Source organism: Acidimicrobiales bacterium, assembly GCA_035533595.1.
Classification (GTDB): Bacteria; Actinomycetota; Acidimicrobiia; order Acidimicrobiales; family Bog-793; genus DATLTN01.
Map to the genome: position 1 here is coordinate 1 of DATLTN010000066.1, position 15,917 is coordinate 15,917.

Here is a 15,917-nt window from a genome sequence, read left to right on the forward strand (position 1 = left end):
GAAGGAGATCGTTCGCAACGGCAACGAAGGCGTTGGCAAGCCGGAGGCGCTGAAGCACGGCTTCCAGGACTACTGGTCCCGCAGGATCACCGACGAGCACCGGTTGGTCTACAAGATCGCCGGCGACGAGATCCGCATCGCAGCCTGCCGCTACCACTACTCGAAGTGACCTCCGAGGCACGAAGATCGCGCTCGTATCGGCCTGTTCGCGTTCTCCTCCCATCTCGCATCCGAGACCGCGTTTTGACCGCGTGCGAAGCGATCCGCGCCAGTTCGCTGTTGTTCTCCCATAGCGGCTGACCTGGCGTTCTGGTCCGTATGAGTTCAGCCGAGTCCGCCTCGGCAGCGTTCGGGACGCTGAGGTCGCGGGTTCGAATCCCGCCTTCCCGACCACAGTTCTCCGTGGTAGTGGCCCCGCTGGTAGCTCCGAGGGTCCTGTCCTCAAGCCCATCCGTGGTTTCCGTGTGGTTTATGGGGCACTTCGGATATGAGCGGGGTGCAGGAACCGCGCCCCGCCGAACGACCCAAGTGCCGCCGCTCCCCGCACTTCTGCGCTCTCCCCGGTCAGAGGGCGGGGCCACGAGCAGCAACAACTCGATCGAGTGCGGAGTGGGGACTTTCGCCACTAGCTACCCGCCACGGAGCCGTGGACACTGGGAGAGACGACGAGGTAAGAGGTCGCAATGGTCCCCGACAAGACAGCGCATGAACAGGAAAACCAGTACATAGGCATCGGCGTAGCGATCGGTGCAGGTGTCGGGGCCACGATCGGCGTTGTGATCGGCGGTTGGGCGATCGGGGTGGACATGGCCCTGGGGGCAGGCGTCGGCGTAGCGATCGGTGCGGCAATGGACGCGCGACACAGCCACTCGCCCGTGAGATGACCGCTCAGGAAGTCCCGATACCGAGCGGGGCGCGAGCGCAGATCGACGGTCATTTCGCGCCACTCGGAGTCCATCCGCTGGCCACCCGAGCCATCACAATCGCCATGCACCCCGCTCATATCCGAAGAGCCGTTTATGGAGGCTAGAACCACGCCTTAGCTACGGCGACTTGCTCGCCGTCTTGCGATAGCGGGGCGAAGTACGTCACGTACCAAATTGCCCCCGATGGCCGAGCGAGCCCGTCGATTTGGCCCCCGTTGGTACACAGGTATCGGAGGTCAAGGCCCACCTGTCCAACGCCCGCGCCAGTAAACGCGAAGCAATCGGCGCCATTGGCGAGCTGCGCTGCCCATACATACGAAGGCCGCGACGTGATGTCGCTGGGGATGGGCTTGTGTATCGACTTGGCTGCCCTGACCTGAGCTGGTGTGTACCCCTGAAACACCTTGCTAAGTGGCACCGTCACCTTCGCCACGGTCATCGCATCTCCTTCGTTTCCTTCGCAGGGTTTGAAGGTTGGTGCGGTGGTCGTCGCTTCCTGGGGATGCTCGGCGCGAAACGAGGTGCTCAGCGCGAGTTGGTCACCGCAGGCTCGTACACCACTCTGGCGGACTCAACTCGACCGCTACCTCGGGAGTGACTCCGCTTCCGCGGTCTACTTGTGGAGGCTGCTGCTTCGAATGTGAGGCGTGGATCGGAATGCCCGAGACGGTCCTGGGCCGTCTTCACGTCGACGCCTCCGGTGACGAGCGCGGTCGCCGCCGCCCGTCGGAGGTCGTGAAAACCGATCCCGGAGAGATCGACTCTCTCGCAGGCCGGGAGCCAGACGCGACGACGCCAGTTCGTGTACTCGAGTGGTCCGCCAGCGGGTGACGCGAAGACGAAAGCATCCGGATCGCCACCGGTGATGGCCAAACTCGTACCGTGACGCAGCTGGGCAGACCGTGTCGGCTCCAGCGATCCAAGTCGCGGCTAGGACTTTTGCTGGCCAGGTAACGACGAACCGGACGCTCCAACGCGGACGACCAGCACCGGTTGCTTCGCATGCTGGATGAGTCGATGCGATACAGGTGCAGAACCCAAACGTCCAACCGATGCACGCAGTCCCTCTCCTCGTGACCCGATGATGATCATGAGGGCTTCGGATTCGTCTGCGGTATCGGCGAGCAGTCGAGCGGGGTCACCGTGTCCAACTCGATAGCTCCATCCCGTCGCGTGACCGCGGAGCGAAGCAGCGATCTCGTCGCGTTCCGTGGCCAGTGCCCTTTTCGTCTGTGCTTCCCAGTCTGCGTCGTCGGGGTCGATTGGTGCGTCGCTGAGATCGATGGCATGGACCACGTGAAGGTGCGCGCTGAGTCGACACGCGAGGTCAATCGCGACGGCAAGCGCCGCCTGACTCTGTGGCTGACGATCATGGCCGAGAACGATCGAGGTGAGTGCGCTTGCTCCCGTGGCGCCATCGACGAGAGCTCGCGGCGAGCGAGAACTCCCGAGTGCGACGCTGGCGCTGTCGACGGGCGTTTGCTCCGTACCGTTGTCAGCGGTCTCGTCCATCGATTTCCGATCGTACGACGCTCTGCCGCGCGCCGGCTCCGTGGGACGAGGTGGAGGATTCCAGGGGGCTGCGCCGATCGGCGTCAAAGACGGGGCGCTATCCGGTGTCAAGAGCAGGCCCTCATAGGTGTGCGACGGCAAGGCCCACGCCTCCAGCACCAAGTGCGCCGACCAGGGTGACAGCGCTGTTGGTGAGCGCTGAGCGGGGTAGACCCTGCTGGACCAGACGTACGGTCTCGAAGCTGGCGGTCGAGAAGGTGGTGTACCCCCCGCAAAAACCCGTGCCAGCGACGGTGGTGAGCATTGAAGGTGCACCGTGGTACATCACGAGCCCTGTGAGTAGACCGAGCAGCAACGATCCGCTGACATTGATCGCGACCGTCCCGATCGGAATCTGGGTCCGGAAGTTGAGACGCACCACTGCGTCGACCACGAAGCGAGCGACGGCGCCGAGCGCACCTCCGATCCCAACGACCAGCAGGTCCGTCCAGTTCATCGATTGCCACCTGCGTTGGCATCGAGATCAGGATCGACGGGCATTCTCGAGAGCATCCACCGACGGTGACCCGCGCCGAGAGCGATGCCAGCGACCACTGCGGAAAGACCACCGATGATCGTCAGCGCTGCGTAGAAAAGTGCGACGTACACGCGTCCGCCGTGGACAAGGAGGTCAGCTTCTATTGAGAACGTGCTGTAGGTCGTGAAGGCACCGAGAAATCCGGTACCGGCGAACAAGCGGAGGTCGCGCCTTCGGCCGCTGTCGTCGCCAGCCCGCACCAGGCCCTCCAACAAGGCGCCGAGCAGGAGGGCTCCAGAGAGGTTGATCATGAACGTGGCGAGCGGAAAAGTACCGGTCCGCGTAGGCAGCGATTGTTCGATCGCATCGCGAGCGGCTGCCCCGAACATCCCACCGACGGCGATCTGCGCTAACGCTGCCGCCCGCATGTCCAGCCCTGAAATGCGCACGCGTCCTACCTCCGAATTCGTCGGTAGGGGTCATCAGCGTGGTCCGGATGTCTGGCTCCGGCCAGCGGTTGTGGCGGACTCCATCGCCGCCACTAACCGTAGCCGGAACGAGCCGGTCGAATGGACTGAGCGTTGTCCGCCGCCTTTCGGCAGCAGCGGAGGCGGAGTAGGCAAGGCGGACGGAGAGCACAAACATCTGCCGTGCGCGATCCGTGCGCGAACGTGCGCGAAACGAGGAGGGGGGCTTCCTGGCCGCTAACGGACACTTACCGCGCAACAAATTACCAGCGTGCGGGCATTTTCATGAATCGGTGCTGGCGGCGTGGAGAGACTGAAGAGCGTTCGGGAGCTGAGGTCGCGGGTTCGAGTCCCGCCTTCCCGACCAACCAAGGTTCTCGCTGGTCAGTCGTGTGATCGTCGCCCCCGTCTCCTCGGCCACCGCACCCCGTGGCATATCCATGGCAGCGCGCCGCACGGTCTACCCTGCACGCGAAGCCCTCCACCGTCCCGAGGATGCTGACTCATGACCGGCGAGCGACTCGAAGACGTTCTCCGCGGCCCTGTGATCGTCGCGCCCATGGGCGGCGGCCCGTCCACGCCGGCGCTCGTGCTCGCCGCCTCGGAGGCGGGGGCACTCGGGTTCCTCGCCGGCGGATACAAGACGGCCGCCGCGATACGCGTCGAGATGGCTGCGGTGCGCGCCGAAACCAGCGAGGCATTTGGCGTCAACGTCTTCGTGCCAGGGGAGCCGACGGACGACGCTGCGGCACTCTCGAACTACCTGAGCAGCCTGGAGCGGGAGGCGGAAGCCCTCCAGGTGCCGCTCGGCAAAGCGACGTGGGACGACGACGATTGGAATGCCAAGCTCGAGGTTCTCCTCAGCGATCCTCCGCCGGTGGTGAGCTTCACGTTCGGTTGTCCCGACGCGGAGACCCTTCGCGCGCTAGGAGTCGCTGGCTGCCAGGTCTGGGTAACGGTGACCAACGCCGGTGAGGCGCGGATCGCGACGGCGGCCGGCGCCGATGCCCTTTGCGTCCAGGGACCGGAGGCCGGCGCGCATCGGGGGACCTTCGCTGTCGGCGAGCCGCCATCTGAGGCGCTCCGGCTGCCCCAGCTCGTTCGCGCCGTGCGGAAGGTGACGGATCTTCCGATCCTGGCGGCAGGCGGCATCAGCAGCGCGGAATCGGCCCGCGCCGCGCTCTTGGCCGGGGCAATCGCCGTCCAGTGCGGCACCGCCTTCCTCCGCTGTCCCGAGAGCGGGGCGCACCCGTTGCACAAGGCGGCACTCGCGGACCCTCGCTTCGAGACAACAGCGGTGACGAGGGCCTTCAGCGGCAGGCCTGCTCGGGGGCTCGAGAACGCGTTCATGATCGCCCACCGAGATGCGCCTGCCGCCTACCCGGAGATCAACAGCGCAACCCGTCCACTGCGGGCGGCCGCCGCAGCCGCCGGAGACCAAGAGCGGATGAGCCTCTGGGCGGGCGAGGGGTACCGAGCGGCATTGGAACGTCCCGCTGGCGAGATCGTGGAGCTGCTCGCGAGAGGTGTGGCCTGATTTCCGTGCCCGACTGCGGGAGCGCGCCGTAAGCCCACCTCGGCGGGGCGCTCCGCGCGTCCCCACCGCGGCGGCAACCACTGGTGAATTTCCCTCCTCAGCGGCTTCAGTCCTCGTCGCCAGCAACGCCCACGCGCCCCCCTACGTCACGCTCATCTCGGCGAGCCCCACGCCCTCCCAGGACGCGGTGGTCGCTCAGATCAAGTTCCCCACCGCGACGGGGATCGAGCAGTCCCTCTATGACGCCGCGACGAAGGAGCTCTACGTCAAGTCGACAACGTCGGGCTCGTCGTGATCAGCCCGAAGACCAAGACGGTGGTGCACACCTACACCCAGCCGGAGTGCGCTTCGACCGGACTCGTGCTCAACCCCACCACCCAGCAGCTCCTCGCCGCCTGCGGGCTGAACACGAAGGCCTCGGAGCTGGTGAACGCCCGTAACGGCAAGGTCGTGACGCGCTTCCCGCAGATCAGCGGCACCGACGAGGAGTGGTACGACCCGGGGATGAACCTGTACTTCTCGGCCTCCGCGAAGATGACCTCCAACGGCAACACGACCGGTGGTTACATCACTCCGGAGATCGCGATCATCTCCGGCGGAGGGACCGCCAAGGACCCGACGGCGCACTTCGTCGGCACGATCCCCACCTCCGCGACAGCGAACCAGAAGGGCGTCGCGGTCGACGCCACGAACCACGAAGTCTTCAGCCCGGCGGCTGGGACGGGTATCGAGGTCTACAAGAACCTCAGGGTGTACATCGGCGGCTGACGAAGCCGCTGGAGACGGAGAGGCCGCCCGTCAGAGCCGGTCACGCGCCCGCGGCCTCCCCCTCGCGCGCCGCGCTGACGAGCGCCAGCCACACCTCCCCATAGAGCTCGAGCTTGCCGGGTCCGATCCCCGGGATCGCCGCCAGCCCGGCCATCGTCGTCGGCGCCACGGCGGCGAGGGCTTCGAGGGTGCGGTCGTGCAGGTACAGGTAGGGCGGCTTGCCGTCCGCCGAGGCGCGCGCCGAGCGCCAGCCGCGGAGCGCCTGGCGGAGCGCGTCGACGGCGTCACCCCTTGGCGGCGGGGCAGCGAGGCGCACCCTGCGGCCGGCGACGATCACCGCCTCTCCGAAGGAGAGCCGCGTGCGTGCCGCGCCGAGCGCTACCTCGACTCCCGACTCGTCGACCGCGGTGACGACGTGCCGGTGGCCGCCACGCTCGAACTCGAGGCCGACCGCGGCGGCGACCTCGGACTCACTCGCCGCCGGCGCGCCGGCGCGCGAGCGCTCCGGCCGCGGGGGACGGCGCTCGCGGGGCTCGACGGCTCGGGTCGGGTCCCATCCCCGCGTCAGCTCGGCGATGAACGGTGAGGGTGGGACGCCGGCGGCGACGCGCACCGAGGAGACGCCGCGGGTGAGCCCGACGTGGAAGATCCGCCGCTCCTCCTCGACGTCCTCGGCGAGACGGTGTGGGAGGAGCGAGGCCGAGACCTCGTGGACAATGACGTGCGGCCACTCCCGCCCCTTCACGGCGTGCACCGTCGAGAGCATCACCCCCTCGGACGAGCCCGGCGCCTCGAGCGCGCTGCGGATCCAGCCCTCGAACCCATCCGGTTCGGGGTGCAGCTCGGCGAGCGCCGTCAGTGCGTCGAGATCGTCGGTGTGCGCGGAGCGGTCGAGGTTCCGACGCGACCCCTCGAGGAGCTCCATCGCGCCGTCGAGATGGAGCTCGTCCCGGACGAACGCGAGGATCTCGGCCGTCGTCCCGCGCTCGGCGCGAGTGCGCGCCCCCTCGAGGTCGGCGAGAAAGCGACGGATCTTGTCGCCGTCGCGCGCGCCGAGCCGCTCCGCGAGCCCCTCGATGCCGCGCAGGCCCCGCTGCTCCCCGATCCACACGGCGACCCGCGGTGACAGGCCGCGCGAGGGCCGTCGGGCCGCGGCCGCGAGGTCGGCGCCGCTCAGCCGGGCGGCCGGGGCGACCGCGAGCCGCAGCCAGGAAAGGGCCGCCCGCACGCCGCTGCGGGCGAGGTAGGCGACGCCGACGGCCGGATCCACCGGGACCCCGCCGTGCACGAGGGCGACCTGCACCGGGGCGAGTGAGGCGTTCACCCTCGTGAGGACGGCGATCTCTGAGGGCGCGGCACCGTCGGCGAGGAGCGAGCGCACGCGCCCGAGCGTCGCGCCGAGGGGGTCGCCGTCGAGGACCGCGAACTCGCCGGCGATCGGACTGCGGGCGGGCGCGGCGACGATCCGCTTCTCGACCCGGTGGCGGTTGTGGGTGAGGAGGGTGCGGGCCGCGTCGACCACGCTCGGCGGGGAGCGGTAGTTGACCTCGAGGGCGTGCTCGCCGGCGCCGGGGAAGTAGCTGCGGTAGTCGATCAGCCACTGTGGCGAGGCCCCCGAGTACCCGTAGATCGTCTGGTCGTCGTCACCGACGGCGAAGACCGCCCCCTCGGGGCCGGCCAGCGTGCGGATGAGCAGCAGGTGCGCCGGCGTGAGGTCCTGGAACTCGTCGACGAGCAGCATCCGGCAACCCGCCCGCGCCGCCCGGCGGGCGGAGGGGTCGGCGAGCAGGATCTCGAGTGCGCGGTAGATCTGCTCGTCGAAGTCGACGATCCGGCGATCGGCGAGGAGCGCCCGGTAGCGGGCGAAGACCTCCGCCAGCCCGTCCACGTCGCCACCGAAGTCGGCCTCCACCGCGGCCGGGTCACGGAGCCCGAGACGGACCGCCGAGAGTGCCTCGATCCAGGCGGCGGCGGGGTCGGAGTTGGCGCGCCGCGGCATGTCGACCAGGGACTCGAGGATCGACCGGACCTCGCGCTCGTCGACGGTGGTGACCCTCGCGGAGCGGCTCACGAGGGAGAGGCCAAGGGCGTTGAGGGTGCGCACCCGCAGCTCGGGGAGGTCGGTGGTCCGCAGCTGCATCTCGTCGGCGGCGCGCTTGTTGAACGCCACGAGGGTGACCGCCGCACCGGGGATGTTCCAGCGCCGCAGCAGCTGGCGCGCCCGCTCGGTGAGGACGCGGGTCTTGCCCGAGCCGGCCGGGGCGATGATGCGCGCCGCCGCGCCGGCGTGGGTCACCGCCTCGAGCTGGTCGGCGGCGAGCTCGGCGGTCGTCGTGTTCTCGCCGAGGGGGAGGAGCGACCCGGCGAGGAGGGAGCAGCGGGGGACGACGAGCGCCTCTGCGCTCGGGAGCTGCCAGTCGAGCGGGCCGCCGTCGAGGTACGCCGGACGGCCGTCGGGGAGCAGCACGTCCGCCGGCCCCCCGGGGCGCGCCCCGATCGTGAGCGCCCGCTCGGTGAGCGGCCAGAGCGGCGGGCCCTCCCGCGCGTCGGCGGCGTTGGAGAACAACGCGTGGGCGAGGCGCTCCCCGGAAAAGGAGAAGCCCTCCCCGAGCGTCCACAGCGGGCCCGCCTCGACCTCGTCGGTGGGCGGCTGTGATCCCACCTCGATGACGATGGGGCGCCGTTCACGCCACGCCGCCTCGAGGCGGTCGAGCGCCCCGCCGTCGACGCGCTCGCAGCCTGTCCAAGCCTCGGGTGCCGTCGCGCCGGGCCGCACGAGGACGCTCCGCCCCAACGCGGGGCCGAGCGTCGTCGGCGGGAGCGGCGCTCGGGGTTGGCCTGTCAGCCTCCCGGCAGCAGGGGGAGCGGAGAGCGGCTCGAACGGGTCCTCGTCGGGCACCGGCGCGCCGTCCGACGCGCGCGTCACCTCCGCCGGCGAGCGTTCCCAGCAGGCGCGCACCTCCGCCGCTCGCGCGTGGGTGGCGCCGCAGTACGGGCAGGCGATGCCCGCGGCCGCGGTCATCGGGACCGCGCGCCGCGGGGCGCGCCGACGATCGCTCCCCGCAGCCGCATCGGCTCATGGTACGCGGGGGTCCTCTCGGCCAGGGCGGGTCGTCGGCCCGTTATTCGGGGTTGCCCTGCGTCTCGCCCTCTTCGAAGAACTCCTCTTCGGTCATCGCCTCACCGGACTCGTCCTCGGTGTCGGAGCGGTCGCCTGTTTCGGGTTGCGTCATGGCTGTCCCATGCCCGTGCCGAGTGGCATGAAACAGAAAGAGGTCGGGATTCGGAGCGCACGGGCCCTGGGAGGGACCGATCAGGCCGCGAGCTCGAGACCGGAGGGCTCGGGCTCCGCGAGGAACTCGACGAAGGCGAGCTCGAGGCGTGCACGCACCTCACGCACCTTCAGCTCCGCGACGTCGGGCAGCGCGGCGATGACCGCCCGCAACGTGTCGCCCCGCTCGAAGCGGTCAAGGACCCGCGGGTCGACGTAGGAGCGCCGGCAGACGGCGGGCGTGTTCCCGAGCTCGGCGGCCACCGCCCGCACCACCGCCGCGGTGGCGCGGGCGCGCTGGCTCGGGGAGGTCGTGCGGGGCACGCCGGCGAGGAGCAGCGCCGCGAGGAGCGAGGCCGTCCAGGTGCGGAAGTCCTTGGCGGTGAAGGGGCCCCCGGAGATCTCCTTCAGGTACTGGTTGATGTCGGCGGCGCGGACGTCGACCCATTCGCCCTCCTCCTGCCAGGCGAGCAGGTCGGCGGTGTCGTCGCGGCGGTACTTCAGCTCGCCGATGAGCTCGACGAGCGCGGGGTCGTCGATCGCGATCTTCCGCTCGATGCCGCCTTTGGCCGCGTAGTCGAAGGTCGCCTGGCCGTTGCGGATACGGACGTGGTTCCGCTCGAGGGTCGCGAGGCCGAAGGTCTGGTGCTCCTCGGCGTACTCCTCGCCTCCGACGCGGAAGAGGCCGCAGTCGAGCAGCTGCACCGCCAGCGCGAGCGTGCGCTCGCGCGGCATCCCCTCGAGGACGAGGTCGCGATCGGTCGCCGCGCGCAGCCCCGGGAGGGCGCTTCCGAACTCGAGCATCTTCGAGAACTTCTCGGCATCCCGCCGTCGCCGCCACTCGTCGTGGTAGCGGTACTGGCGCCGACCGGCGGCGTCGGTGCCGACCGCCTGAATGTGGCCGTTCGGCCACGGGCAGATCCAGACGTCCTTCCACGCCGGGGGAATGACGAGGGCGCGGATCCGCTCGATGGTCTCGGGGTCGGCGATGGGCCACCCGGAGGCGTCGGTGAAGCGGAAGCCGGCACCGTAGCGGCGGCGGTGGATCGCGGGAGCGTCGAGTCGGGAGCGGCGAAGCCTGGGCACGGCAACTGGTTACCCGTCGGCGTCGACGCGAACCCCGCGCTGCTCGCCGCCCTCGCGTAGAAGCGCCCGAGCGGGCACCGACGGGGGGCGGGGCGGCGCCTCCGTTCCCGCCCGCGCCGGGGGCGCCAGCGCGACCATCCGTAGGATGGGGCGGTGCCGCTGATCGAGTCGCTGAACGTCGGCACGGCAAGGGCGGTCGGCGCGAACTCGGGGATGACGGGGATCGACAAGCTCCCGACCGACGGCCCGCTCGCCGTCAGCGCGCCCGATCCGGCGCGCGCCGGGGGCAGCGGCCTCGCCGGCGACATCGTCTTCGACACCGTGCACCACGGCGGCCCCGACCAGGCCCTCTACGCCTACGCCCGGGAGGACCTCGACTGGTGGGAGGTCGAGATCGGCGCCCCGCTGCGCGCCGGGACCTTCGGCGAGAACCTCACGACCTCGGGCCTCGACCTCACGGGAGCGCTGATCGGCGAGTGCTGGCGGATCGGCGACGACGTCCGGGTGCAGGTCACGAAGCCCCGCATCCCCTGCGCGAACTTCGCCGTGTGGATGGCCGAGAAGGGGTGGCTGAAGACCTTCACCCGGCGCGCGCGCCCCGGTGCCTACCTGCGGATCCTCGCTCCCGGCGCGGTGCGCGCCGGGAGCGAGGTGGTCGTCGAGTCCCGTCCCGACCACGGTGTCACGATCGGCCGCGTCTTCCGGGCCCTCACCCTCGAGAAGGAGCTGCTCCCGGGGCTCCTCGAGGCGGAGAGCTACCTGACCGCCGCGATCCGCCTGCGCGCCGAGGAGAGCCGCCCCCGCGGGGCGCCCGCCGCCCGGGGCTGAGCTCCCGAACGCGCTGCGCTGGGACCCTACAGCTCGAGGGTCGGCGGGTAGAAGAGCTCGCCGAGCTCGAACTTGCGGGGCACGAGGCCCTGCTCGAAGGAATAGGTCGTCGCCGTCTCGAGCAGCTCGCGGTTGGCGATCACGCCATAGGGATAGAGGTCGAAGTCGAGCGCGGCCTGCGTCTCCTTGGTCGCTACCCCCGCCTCGAGGAGGTTGTCGAGGTCGCCACGGGCGTTGCGGCGGGCGACCTCCTTCGCCTCGAGGCAGGCGCTGTAGAGGTTGAGCATCACCCAGGGGTGCGCCTCGACGATCTCCCGGCGGACGCAGAGCACGGCGTTCATCGGGAAGAACCCCGTCTTCTTGAAGTAGCGCGCCGACTCCTCGCGCTTGTTGAACAGCGGGCCGACCCCCGAGTCGGGGCCGAACTCGATGGTGCTCCGGTCGACGAGGTTGCGCGAGGTGTTGTACATGATCGCCGCATCGAGCTCCCCGTCGCGCAGCATCACGCCGATGTCGGTGTCCCGCCCGATGTACTGAAGGTCGATGCCCTCGGGCGGGTCGAAGCCCATCGCCCCGCCGTGGCTCTTCTCCGGCGGCCGCTCCATGAACCAGTGCACGTCGCGGGGGTCGAGGCCGAACTCGTGCTGGTAGATGCCGCGCGTCCAGAGCGCCCCGGTCTGCTGGTACTCCGGGACGCCGACGCGCTTGCCGGCGAGGTCTGCCGGGCCCTTGATCCCGGCGGCCTCGCGGACGATGACGCCGGTGTGGAAGAAGTTCCGCTGCATCGACACCGGAAGCGGCACCCAGTGGTCGATGCCGTGGCCGTAGGAGGCCATGAGGCTCGAGAACGAGATGTCGGCGATCGCGAAATCCTCGAAGGCGAGGGCCCGCCAGTACAGCTCGGAGGGCTCGAGAACGCTCACCCGGAGCTCGATGCCCTGTGGCTGCACCTCGCCGGTGACGAGGGGCAGGGACCTCGGGTTCCTCCGGATTGCGGCGCTCAGCTCCAGCTTGCCCACGGTGACCTCCGGCTCCCCCCGCGCCGGCCGGGCGCGGAAACGGCTCGACCATATCCCCGGCCCGCGGCGCGGGCCCGCCCGGCGCTCAGCGCGGGTGCGGCCGCTCCGGCCGGTACTCGATCTCGTCGGCGACCGCCGTGGCGAGCGCGGCGGAGCACTCGCGCTCGAGGAGCCAGAGCGCGAGGTCGATGCCGCTCGTCACCCCACCACAGCTCACGAGGTCGCCGTCGTCGACCACCCGCTCCTCGACGACGACCGCGCCGAGCGCCGCGAGGTCGGCGCGCGCAAGGTGGTGCGTCGCCATCCGCCTTCCCGCCGCGAGACCGGCGCGCGCGACGAGGAGTGCCCCGGTGCAGACGCTCGCGACGAGTGCGCCGCCGTGCTGCGCGGCGGCGAGCCACTCCAGCCAGTCCCCCCGCTCGGCCTCGGCCCACGCGCCCGTCGCCCCCCGGCCGACCCATCCGCCACCCGGCACGACGACGACGTCGAGGCCCTCCTCGAGGGGCCCGTCGGTGGCGAACTCGAGGCCGTGCGAGGCCCGTACCCGCGCCCCGCCCCTCGGGTGGAGGAGGCGACAGGAGACGTCGCCGCCCGCCTTCGCGCCGAGGCGGAGCACCTCGTAGGGGGCGATCGCGTCGAGCTCCTCGACGCCGTCGAAGACGACGAGGCCGGCGCGCACGCTCAGCGCCAGCCGAGCGCGGAGACCGCCGAGACCGCCCGCTCCACCCCGGCGCGGTCGACGTCGAGGTGCGTCACGGCTCGCACGCGTTCGTCGTCGACGGCGCCCATCAGCACGCCCTCGCCCGCCAGCCGGTCGCAGAAGCCGTGGGCGTCACGCACCGTGAAGACCACGATATTCGTCTCGACGAGCGAGGGGTCCAGGGCGACCCCCTCCGCCTTGGCCAGGCCATCGGCGAGCAGGCGGGCGTGCTCGTGGTCCTCCGCGAGGCGCTCGACGTGGTGATCGAGGGCGTAGAGCGCGGCGGCCGCGACGATGCCCGACTGGCGCATCGAGCCCCCGAGCATCTGCTTCACCCGCCGGGCCTCGGCGACGAGCTCGGCCGAGCCGGCGAGCGCCGCGCCGATCGGCGCCCCGAGGCCCTTCGAGAAGTCGAGCCACACGGTGTCGAAGCCCTCGGCGAAGCGCGCCGCGCTCACCCCGCTGGCGACGACGGCGTTGAGCAGCCGCGCCCCGTCCATGTGCGTCGAGAGGCCGTGCTCCCGGGCCACCGCGACCACCTCGTCGATGACCGCGAGCGGCCAGACCCTCCCGCCGCCGATGTTCGTCGTCTGCTCGACCGAAACGAGGCGCGAGCGCGGCGAGTGCTGGTCCGGGTTGGGGTGGATCGCCCGCCGGAGCGCCTCGCCGTCGAAGATCCCCCCTTCGGTGTCGATCGGCGCCACCAGGCCGCCGGCGAGGGCGGAGGGCCCGCCGACCTCGAAGCGGACCGGGTGGGAGTTGCGGTCGAGCACCACCTCGTCGCCGGGGCGGAGGTGGAGGCAGAAGGCGATCGCGTTGCACATCGTCCCCGACGGCGTGAAGACCGCCGCCTCCTTGCCGAGCAGCGCCGCTGCCCGGCGCTCGAGCGAGGTTGTGGTCGGGTCCTCACCAGCCTGCTCGTCACCGACGGCGGCTTCGGCGATGGCGGCGCGCATCGCCGGCGTCGGGCGGGTCTTGGTGTCGCTGCGTAGGTCGACCGGGGCACTCGCCATCCCCCAATGGGAGTCGATGGCGGCCCCGCGGGGCAAGCGCGCCGCGGTGCGTGCCCCCGCCCTCAGCTCGTCGGCGGGACGGGCGAGGCGGCCGCGAGGCGCTCGGCGAGCAGGTGGATCTTGGTCGTGAGGTCGTGCACCTGGCGGGTGAGGTCGGTGTTCGAGCGCAGGAGGTCGTCGATCTTCTGGGTCTCCTCGTAGTGGTGCTGGGCGAGGATCTCGTCACGGGCGGCGGCGCGGTTCTGGCTCATCATGATGATCGGCGCCTGCAGGCCGGCGAGCGCCGAGAGGATGAGGTTGAGGGCGATGAAGGGATAGGGGTCGAAGCCCTTGTGGTGCAGCAGGTGGCTGAGCAGCACCGAGTTCACCAGCATCCACGCCGCGATCATCCCGAGGAACAAGAAGATGAAGGGCCAGGAGCCCCCGAAGCTCGCGATCTGGTCGGCGACGCGCTCGCCGAGGGTCCGCCCGTCGTGCGCCTCTTGCAGGGCGGGATGCTGGTGCCGGGCCGGATGACGCCACGGGAACCAGCTGCTCGCGATCCGCCTCACGGTCGTTGTCGCCGCGTTCGTCATCTCTCCCCCTCACTCGTGTGGGCGCTCGCCCGTCGCAATCCTGGCCGCGCCGCGGCCGCGCCCAGCCTCACTGAAGCGGCGAGTAGGCGGTCGGGGTGAGGTAGCTCGACTCGATCTTGGCGACGAGGCTGCCGTCGACCTCGCTCGCTTTCTTCGCCGCGATCCACTCCTCGTCGGCCTGGAAGGCCGCCCACGAGGCCTCCGCCGCCGCCCGGTCGGGGTAGCTGCAGAGATAGACGAGGGTGTCCTTGTCGGCGGCATCCAGCGGGACCCAGAAGCCGACGACCTCGATCCCGTGCTTCGCGAAGAGAGCGAGGGTGTGGTCCTGGAAACGGCGCTCGAGGGCGTCGCGCCGCCCCGGCGTCGCGGTGTAGGTGCGGAACTCGAAGACGCGCTGTCCGGCGATGGTGGAGCCCTCCTCTGCGGCTGGCCGCGCCCGGCGGTCAGAAGATGATGACGAGACGGCCGCGGGTGCCGCCGGCGGCGAGGCGCTGCTGCGCGATCGCCGCCTGCTCTGGAGGGTAGGTCTCCGCGACCCGCAGCGTGAGGCGACCGGCGAGCACGAGCGCGGCGAGCGCCTCGAGGGCCGGGCGGTTGGTGGCGTAGTCGCCGACGCGCACGTGGTGGACCTCGATGCCGCGCTCGTTCCCGGCCTCGACGGCGCGCACGACGGCCACCTTGCCGCCGTCGCGCACCGCGGCGAGCGCCGGCGGGCCGATCACCGCCGCGTCGAACAGGCCGGCGGCGCCCCCCTCGGCGAGCTCGCGTGCCGCGTCGATGGCGCCGGGGCCGCGGGCGACGAATCGGTCGGCGCCGAAACTGCGCACCAGCACCTCGTCGTCGGCACCGGCGATGGCGACGACCTTCAGCCCGTCGGCCTTCGCGAGCTCGACGGCGTAGCCGCCGACCCCTCCCGCCGCGCCCGTAACGACGATCGTCGCCCCCGCGGGGAGGGCGAGGAGGTCGAGGCCACGGCGCACCGTGAGGCCGTTCATCGGCAGGGTGGCCGCCGCCTCGAAGCTCGCCCCGCCGGGGATGAGGGCGATCGAGTCGTTCGGCAGCACGACGAGCTCGGACTGCGCGCCGCGCCCGTTGCGCGAGGGCTGCGCGATCCCGAGCACCCGCTGGCCCACCTCCCACGAGGAGCCGGGGCCGAGGGCGTCGACCGTCCCTGCGAGCTCCATCCCGGGCACGTAGGGAGGGGGGAAGGCGGCGAGCGCCTCGGCCGAGCGGCCGGAGCGGAAGCTGATGTCGGTCGGGTTCACCGTCGCCGCGTGCACGCGCACGCGCACCTCGCCTGGACCCGGCTCGGGATCGGGGAGCTCGACCACCTCGAGGACCTCGGGGCCCCCGAACGTCCTCACCGCGACGGCGCGCATCGGCCCAGTATTCCAAAGCGCGCCCGACCTCGGAACAATTCGAAACGATGAATCTTCTGAAGTTCTCGCTCGCTGGACGTAAAATTCAATTTGTCCGTCTACTGACGGTCCTGAGCGAAGGGTCGGGGGGGACGCTCTCCGGTCGGAGGGAGGACGCTGTGCACATCACGCCGGAGCAGAACGAGCGGCTCGTCCGCGTCGGACCGGGGACCCCGATGGGAGAGACCTTCCGTCGCTACTGGATCCCGGCCTGCCTCTCCGAGGAGATCGCCGAGCCGGACTCCGCCCCGATCCGCGTGCGCATCCTCGGCGAGGACCT

14 protein-coding genes and 1 riboswitch are annotated in these 15,917 nt (G+C 70.8%); of the genes, 4 read left to right on the forward strand and 10 right to left on the reverse strand.

All coding sequences use genetic code 11. The features are described from left to right. Window positions 1-683: 683 nt before the first annotated feature. Entirely contained in the window at window positions 684-884 is a 201-nt protein-coding gene (locus VNF07_12670) for a hypothetical protein (protein ID HVB07091.1), read from the forward strand. 972 nt (window positions 885-1,856) lie between these two features. Here the strand turns inward: VNF07_12670 and VNF07_12675 are convergent. From VNF07_12675 to VNF07_12685, 3 genes are all read right to left on the reverse strand, one after another. Beyond that, entirely contained in the window at window positions 1,857-2,438 is a 582-nt protein-coding gene (locus VNF07_12675) for a universal stress protein (protein ID HVB07092.1), read from the reverse strand. A gap of 121 nt (window positions 2,439-2,559) precedes the next feature. After that, window positions 2,560-2,934 carry a fluoride efflux transporter CrcB gene (gene crcB, locus VNF07_12680; protein ID HVB07093.1) on the reverse strand — a complete coding sequence of 125 codons (375 nt, stop codon included), beginning with the start codon at window positions 2,932-2,934 and terminating at the stop codon, window positions 2,560-2,562. Beyond that, window positions 2,931-3,404: a CrcB family protein gene (locus VNF07_12685; protein HVB07094.1), complete on the reverse strand. Its 474-nt coding sequence runs from the start codon at window positions 3,402-3,404 to the stop codon at window positions 2,931-2,933. Before VNF07_12685 ends, crcB begins: the two co-directional genes overlap by 4 nt. 17 nt (window positions 3,405-3,421) lie before the next feature. Then, window positions 3,422-3,501: riboswitch (Fluoride riboswitch) on the reverse strand. Window positions 3,502-3,927: 426 nt separating this feature from the next. On the opposite strand from VNF07_12685, the gene VNF07_12690 reads away from it, so the two are divergent. Beyond that, window positions 3,928-4,959 (forward strand): nitronate monooxygenase, encoded by a 1,032-nt coding sequence (locus VNF07_12690; GenBank protein HVB07095.1) that lies wholly within the window; start codon window positions 3,928-3,930, stop codon window positions 4,957-4,959. Between the two features lie 291 nt (window positions 4,960-5,250). Then, a complete protein-coding gene (locus VNF07_12695; GenBank protein ID HVB07096.1) occupies window positions 5,251-5,727 on the forward strand; it encodes a hypothetical protein in 477 nt (158 codons plus the stop codon). A 40-nt stretch (window positions 5,728-5,767) separates the two neighbouring features. Here the strand turns inward: VNF07_12695 and VNF07_12700 are convergent, their stop codons facing one another. Both VNF07_12700 and VNF07_12705 read right to left on the reverse strand, forming a co-directional pair. After that, window positions 5,768-8,749: an ATP-dependent DNA helicase UvrD2 gene (locus tag VNF07_12700; GenBank protein HVB07097.1), complete on the reverse strand. Its 2,982-nt coding sequence runs from the start codon at window positions 8,747-8,749 to the stop codon at window positions 5,768-5,770. A gap of 291 nt (window positions 8,750-9,040) precedes the next feature. After that, window positions 9,041-10,084 (reverse strand): hypothetical protein, encoded by a 1,044-nt coding sequence (locus tag VNF07_12705; GenBank protein ID HVB07098.1) that lies wholly within the window; start codon window positions 10,082-10,084, stop codon window positions 9,041-9,043. A 153-nt stretch (window positions 10,085-10,237) separates the two neighbouring features. Between VNF07_12705 and VNF07_12710 the strand changes: the two genes are divergently transcribed. After that, window positions 10,238-10,912 carry an MOSC domain-containing protein gene (locus VNF07_12710; GenBank protein HVB07099.1) on the forward strand — a complete coding sequence of 225 codons (675 nt, stop codon included), beginning with the start codon at window positions 10,238-10,240 and terminating at the stop codon, window positions 10,910-10,912. A gap of 26 nt (window positions 10,913-10,938) precedes the next feature. Here the strand turns inward: VNF07_12710 and VNF07_12715 are convergent, their stop codons facing one another. From VNF07_12715 to VNF07_12735, 5 genes are all read right to left on the reverse strand, one after another. Continuing rightward, window positions 10,939-11,835 (reverse strand): hypothetical protein, encoded by an 897-nt coding sequence (locus VNF07_12715; GenBank protein ID HVB07100.1) that lies wholly within the window; start codon window positions 11,833-11,835, stop codon window positions 10,939-10,941. Window positions 11,836-12,016: 181 nt separating this feature from the next. Continuing rightward, window positions 12,017-12,610, reverse strand: a complete 594-nt coding sequence (locus VNF07_12720) for a DJ-1/PfpI family protein (GenBank protein ID HVB07101.1) — start codon at window positions 12,608-12,610, stop codon at window positions 12,017-12,019. A gap of 2 nt (window positions 12,611-12,612) precedes the next feature. Further along, entirely contained in the window at window positions 12,613-13,644 is a 1,032-nt protein-coding gene (locus VNF07_12725; protein ID HVB07102.1) for a threonine aldolase family protein, read from the reverse strand. A gap of 62 nt (window positions 13,645-13,706) precedes the next feature. Beyond that, entirely contained in the window at window positions 13,707-14,219 is a 513-nt protein-coding gene (locus tag VNF07_12730) for a DUF1003 domain-containing protein (GenBank protein ID HVB07103.1), read from the reverse strand. Window positions 14,220-14,662: 443 nt separating this feature from the next. Then, window positions 14,663-15,598, reverse strand: a complete 936-nt coding sequence (locus tag VNF07_12735; GenBank protein HVB07104.1) for an NADP-dependent oxidoreductase — start codon at window positions 15,596-15,598, stop codon at window positions 14,663-14,665. Window positions 15,599-15,917: the final 319 nt, after the last annotated feature.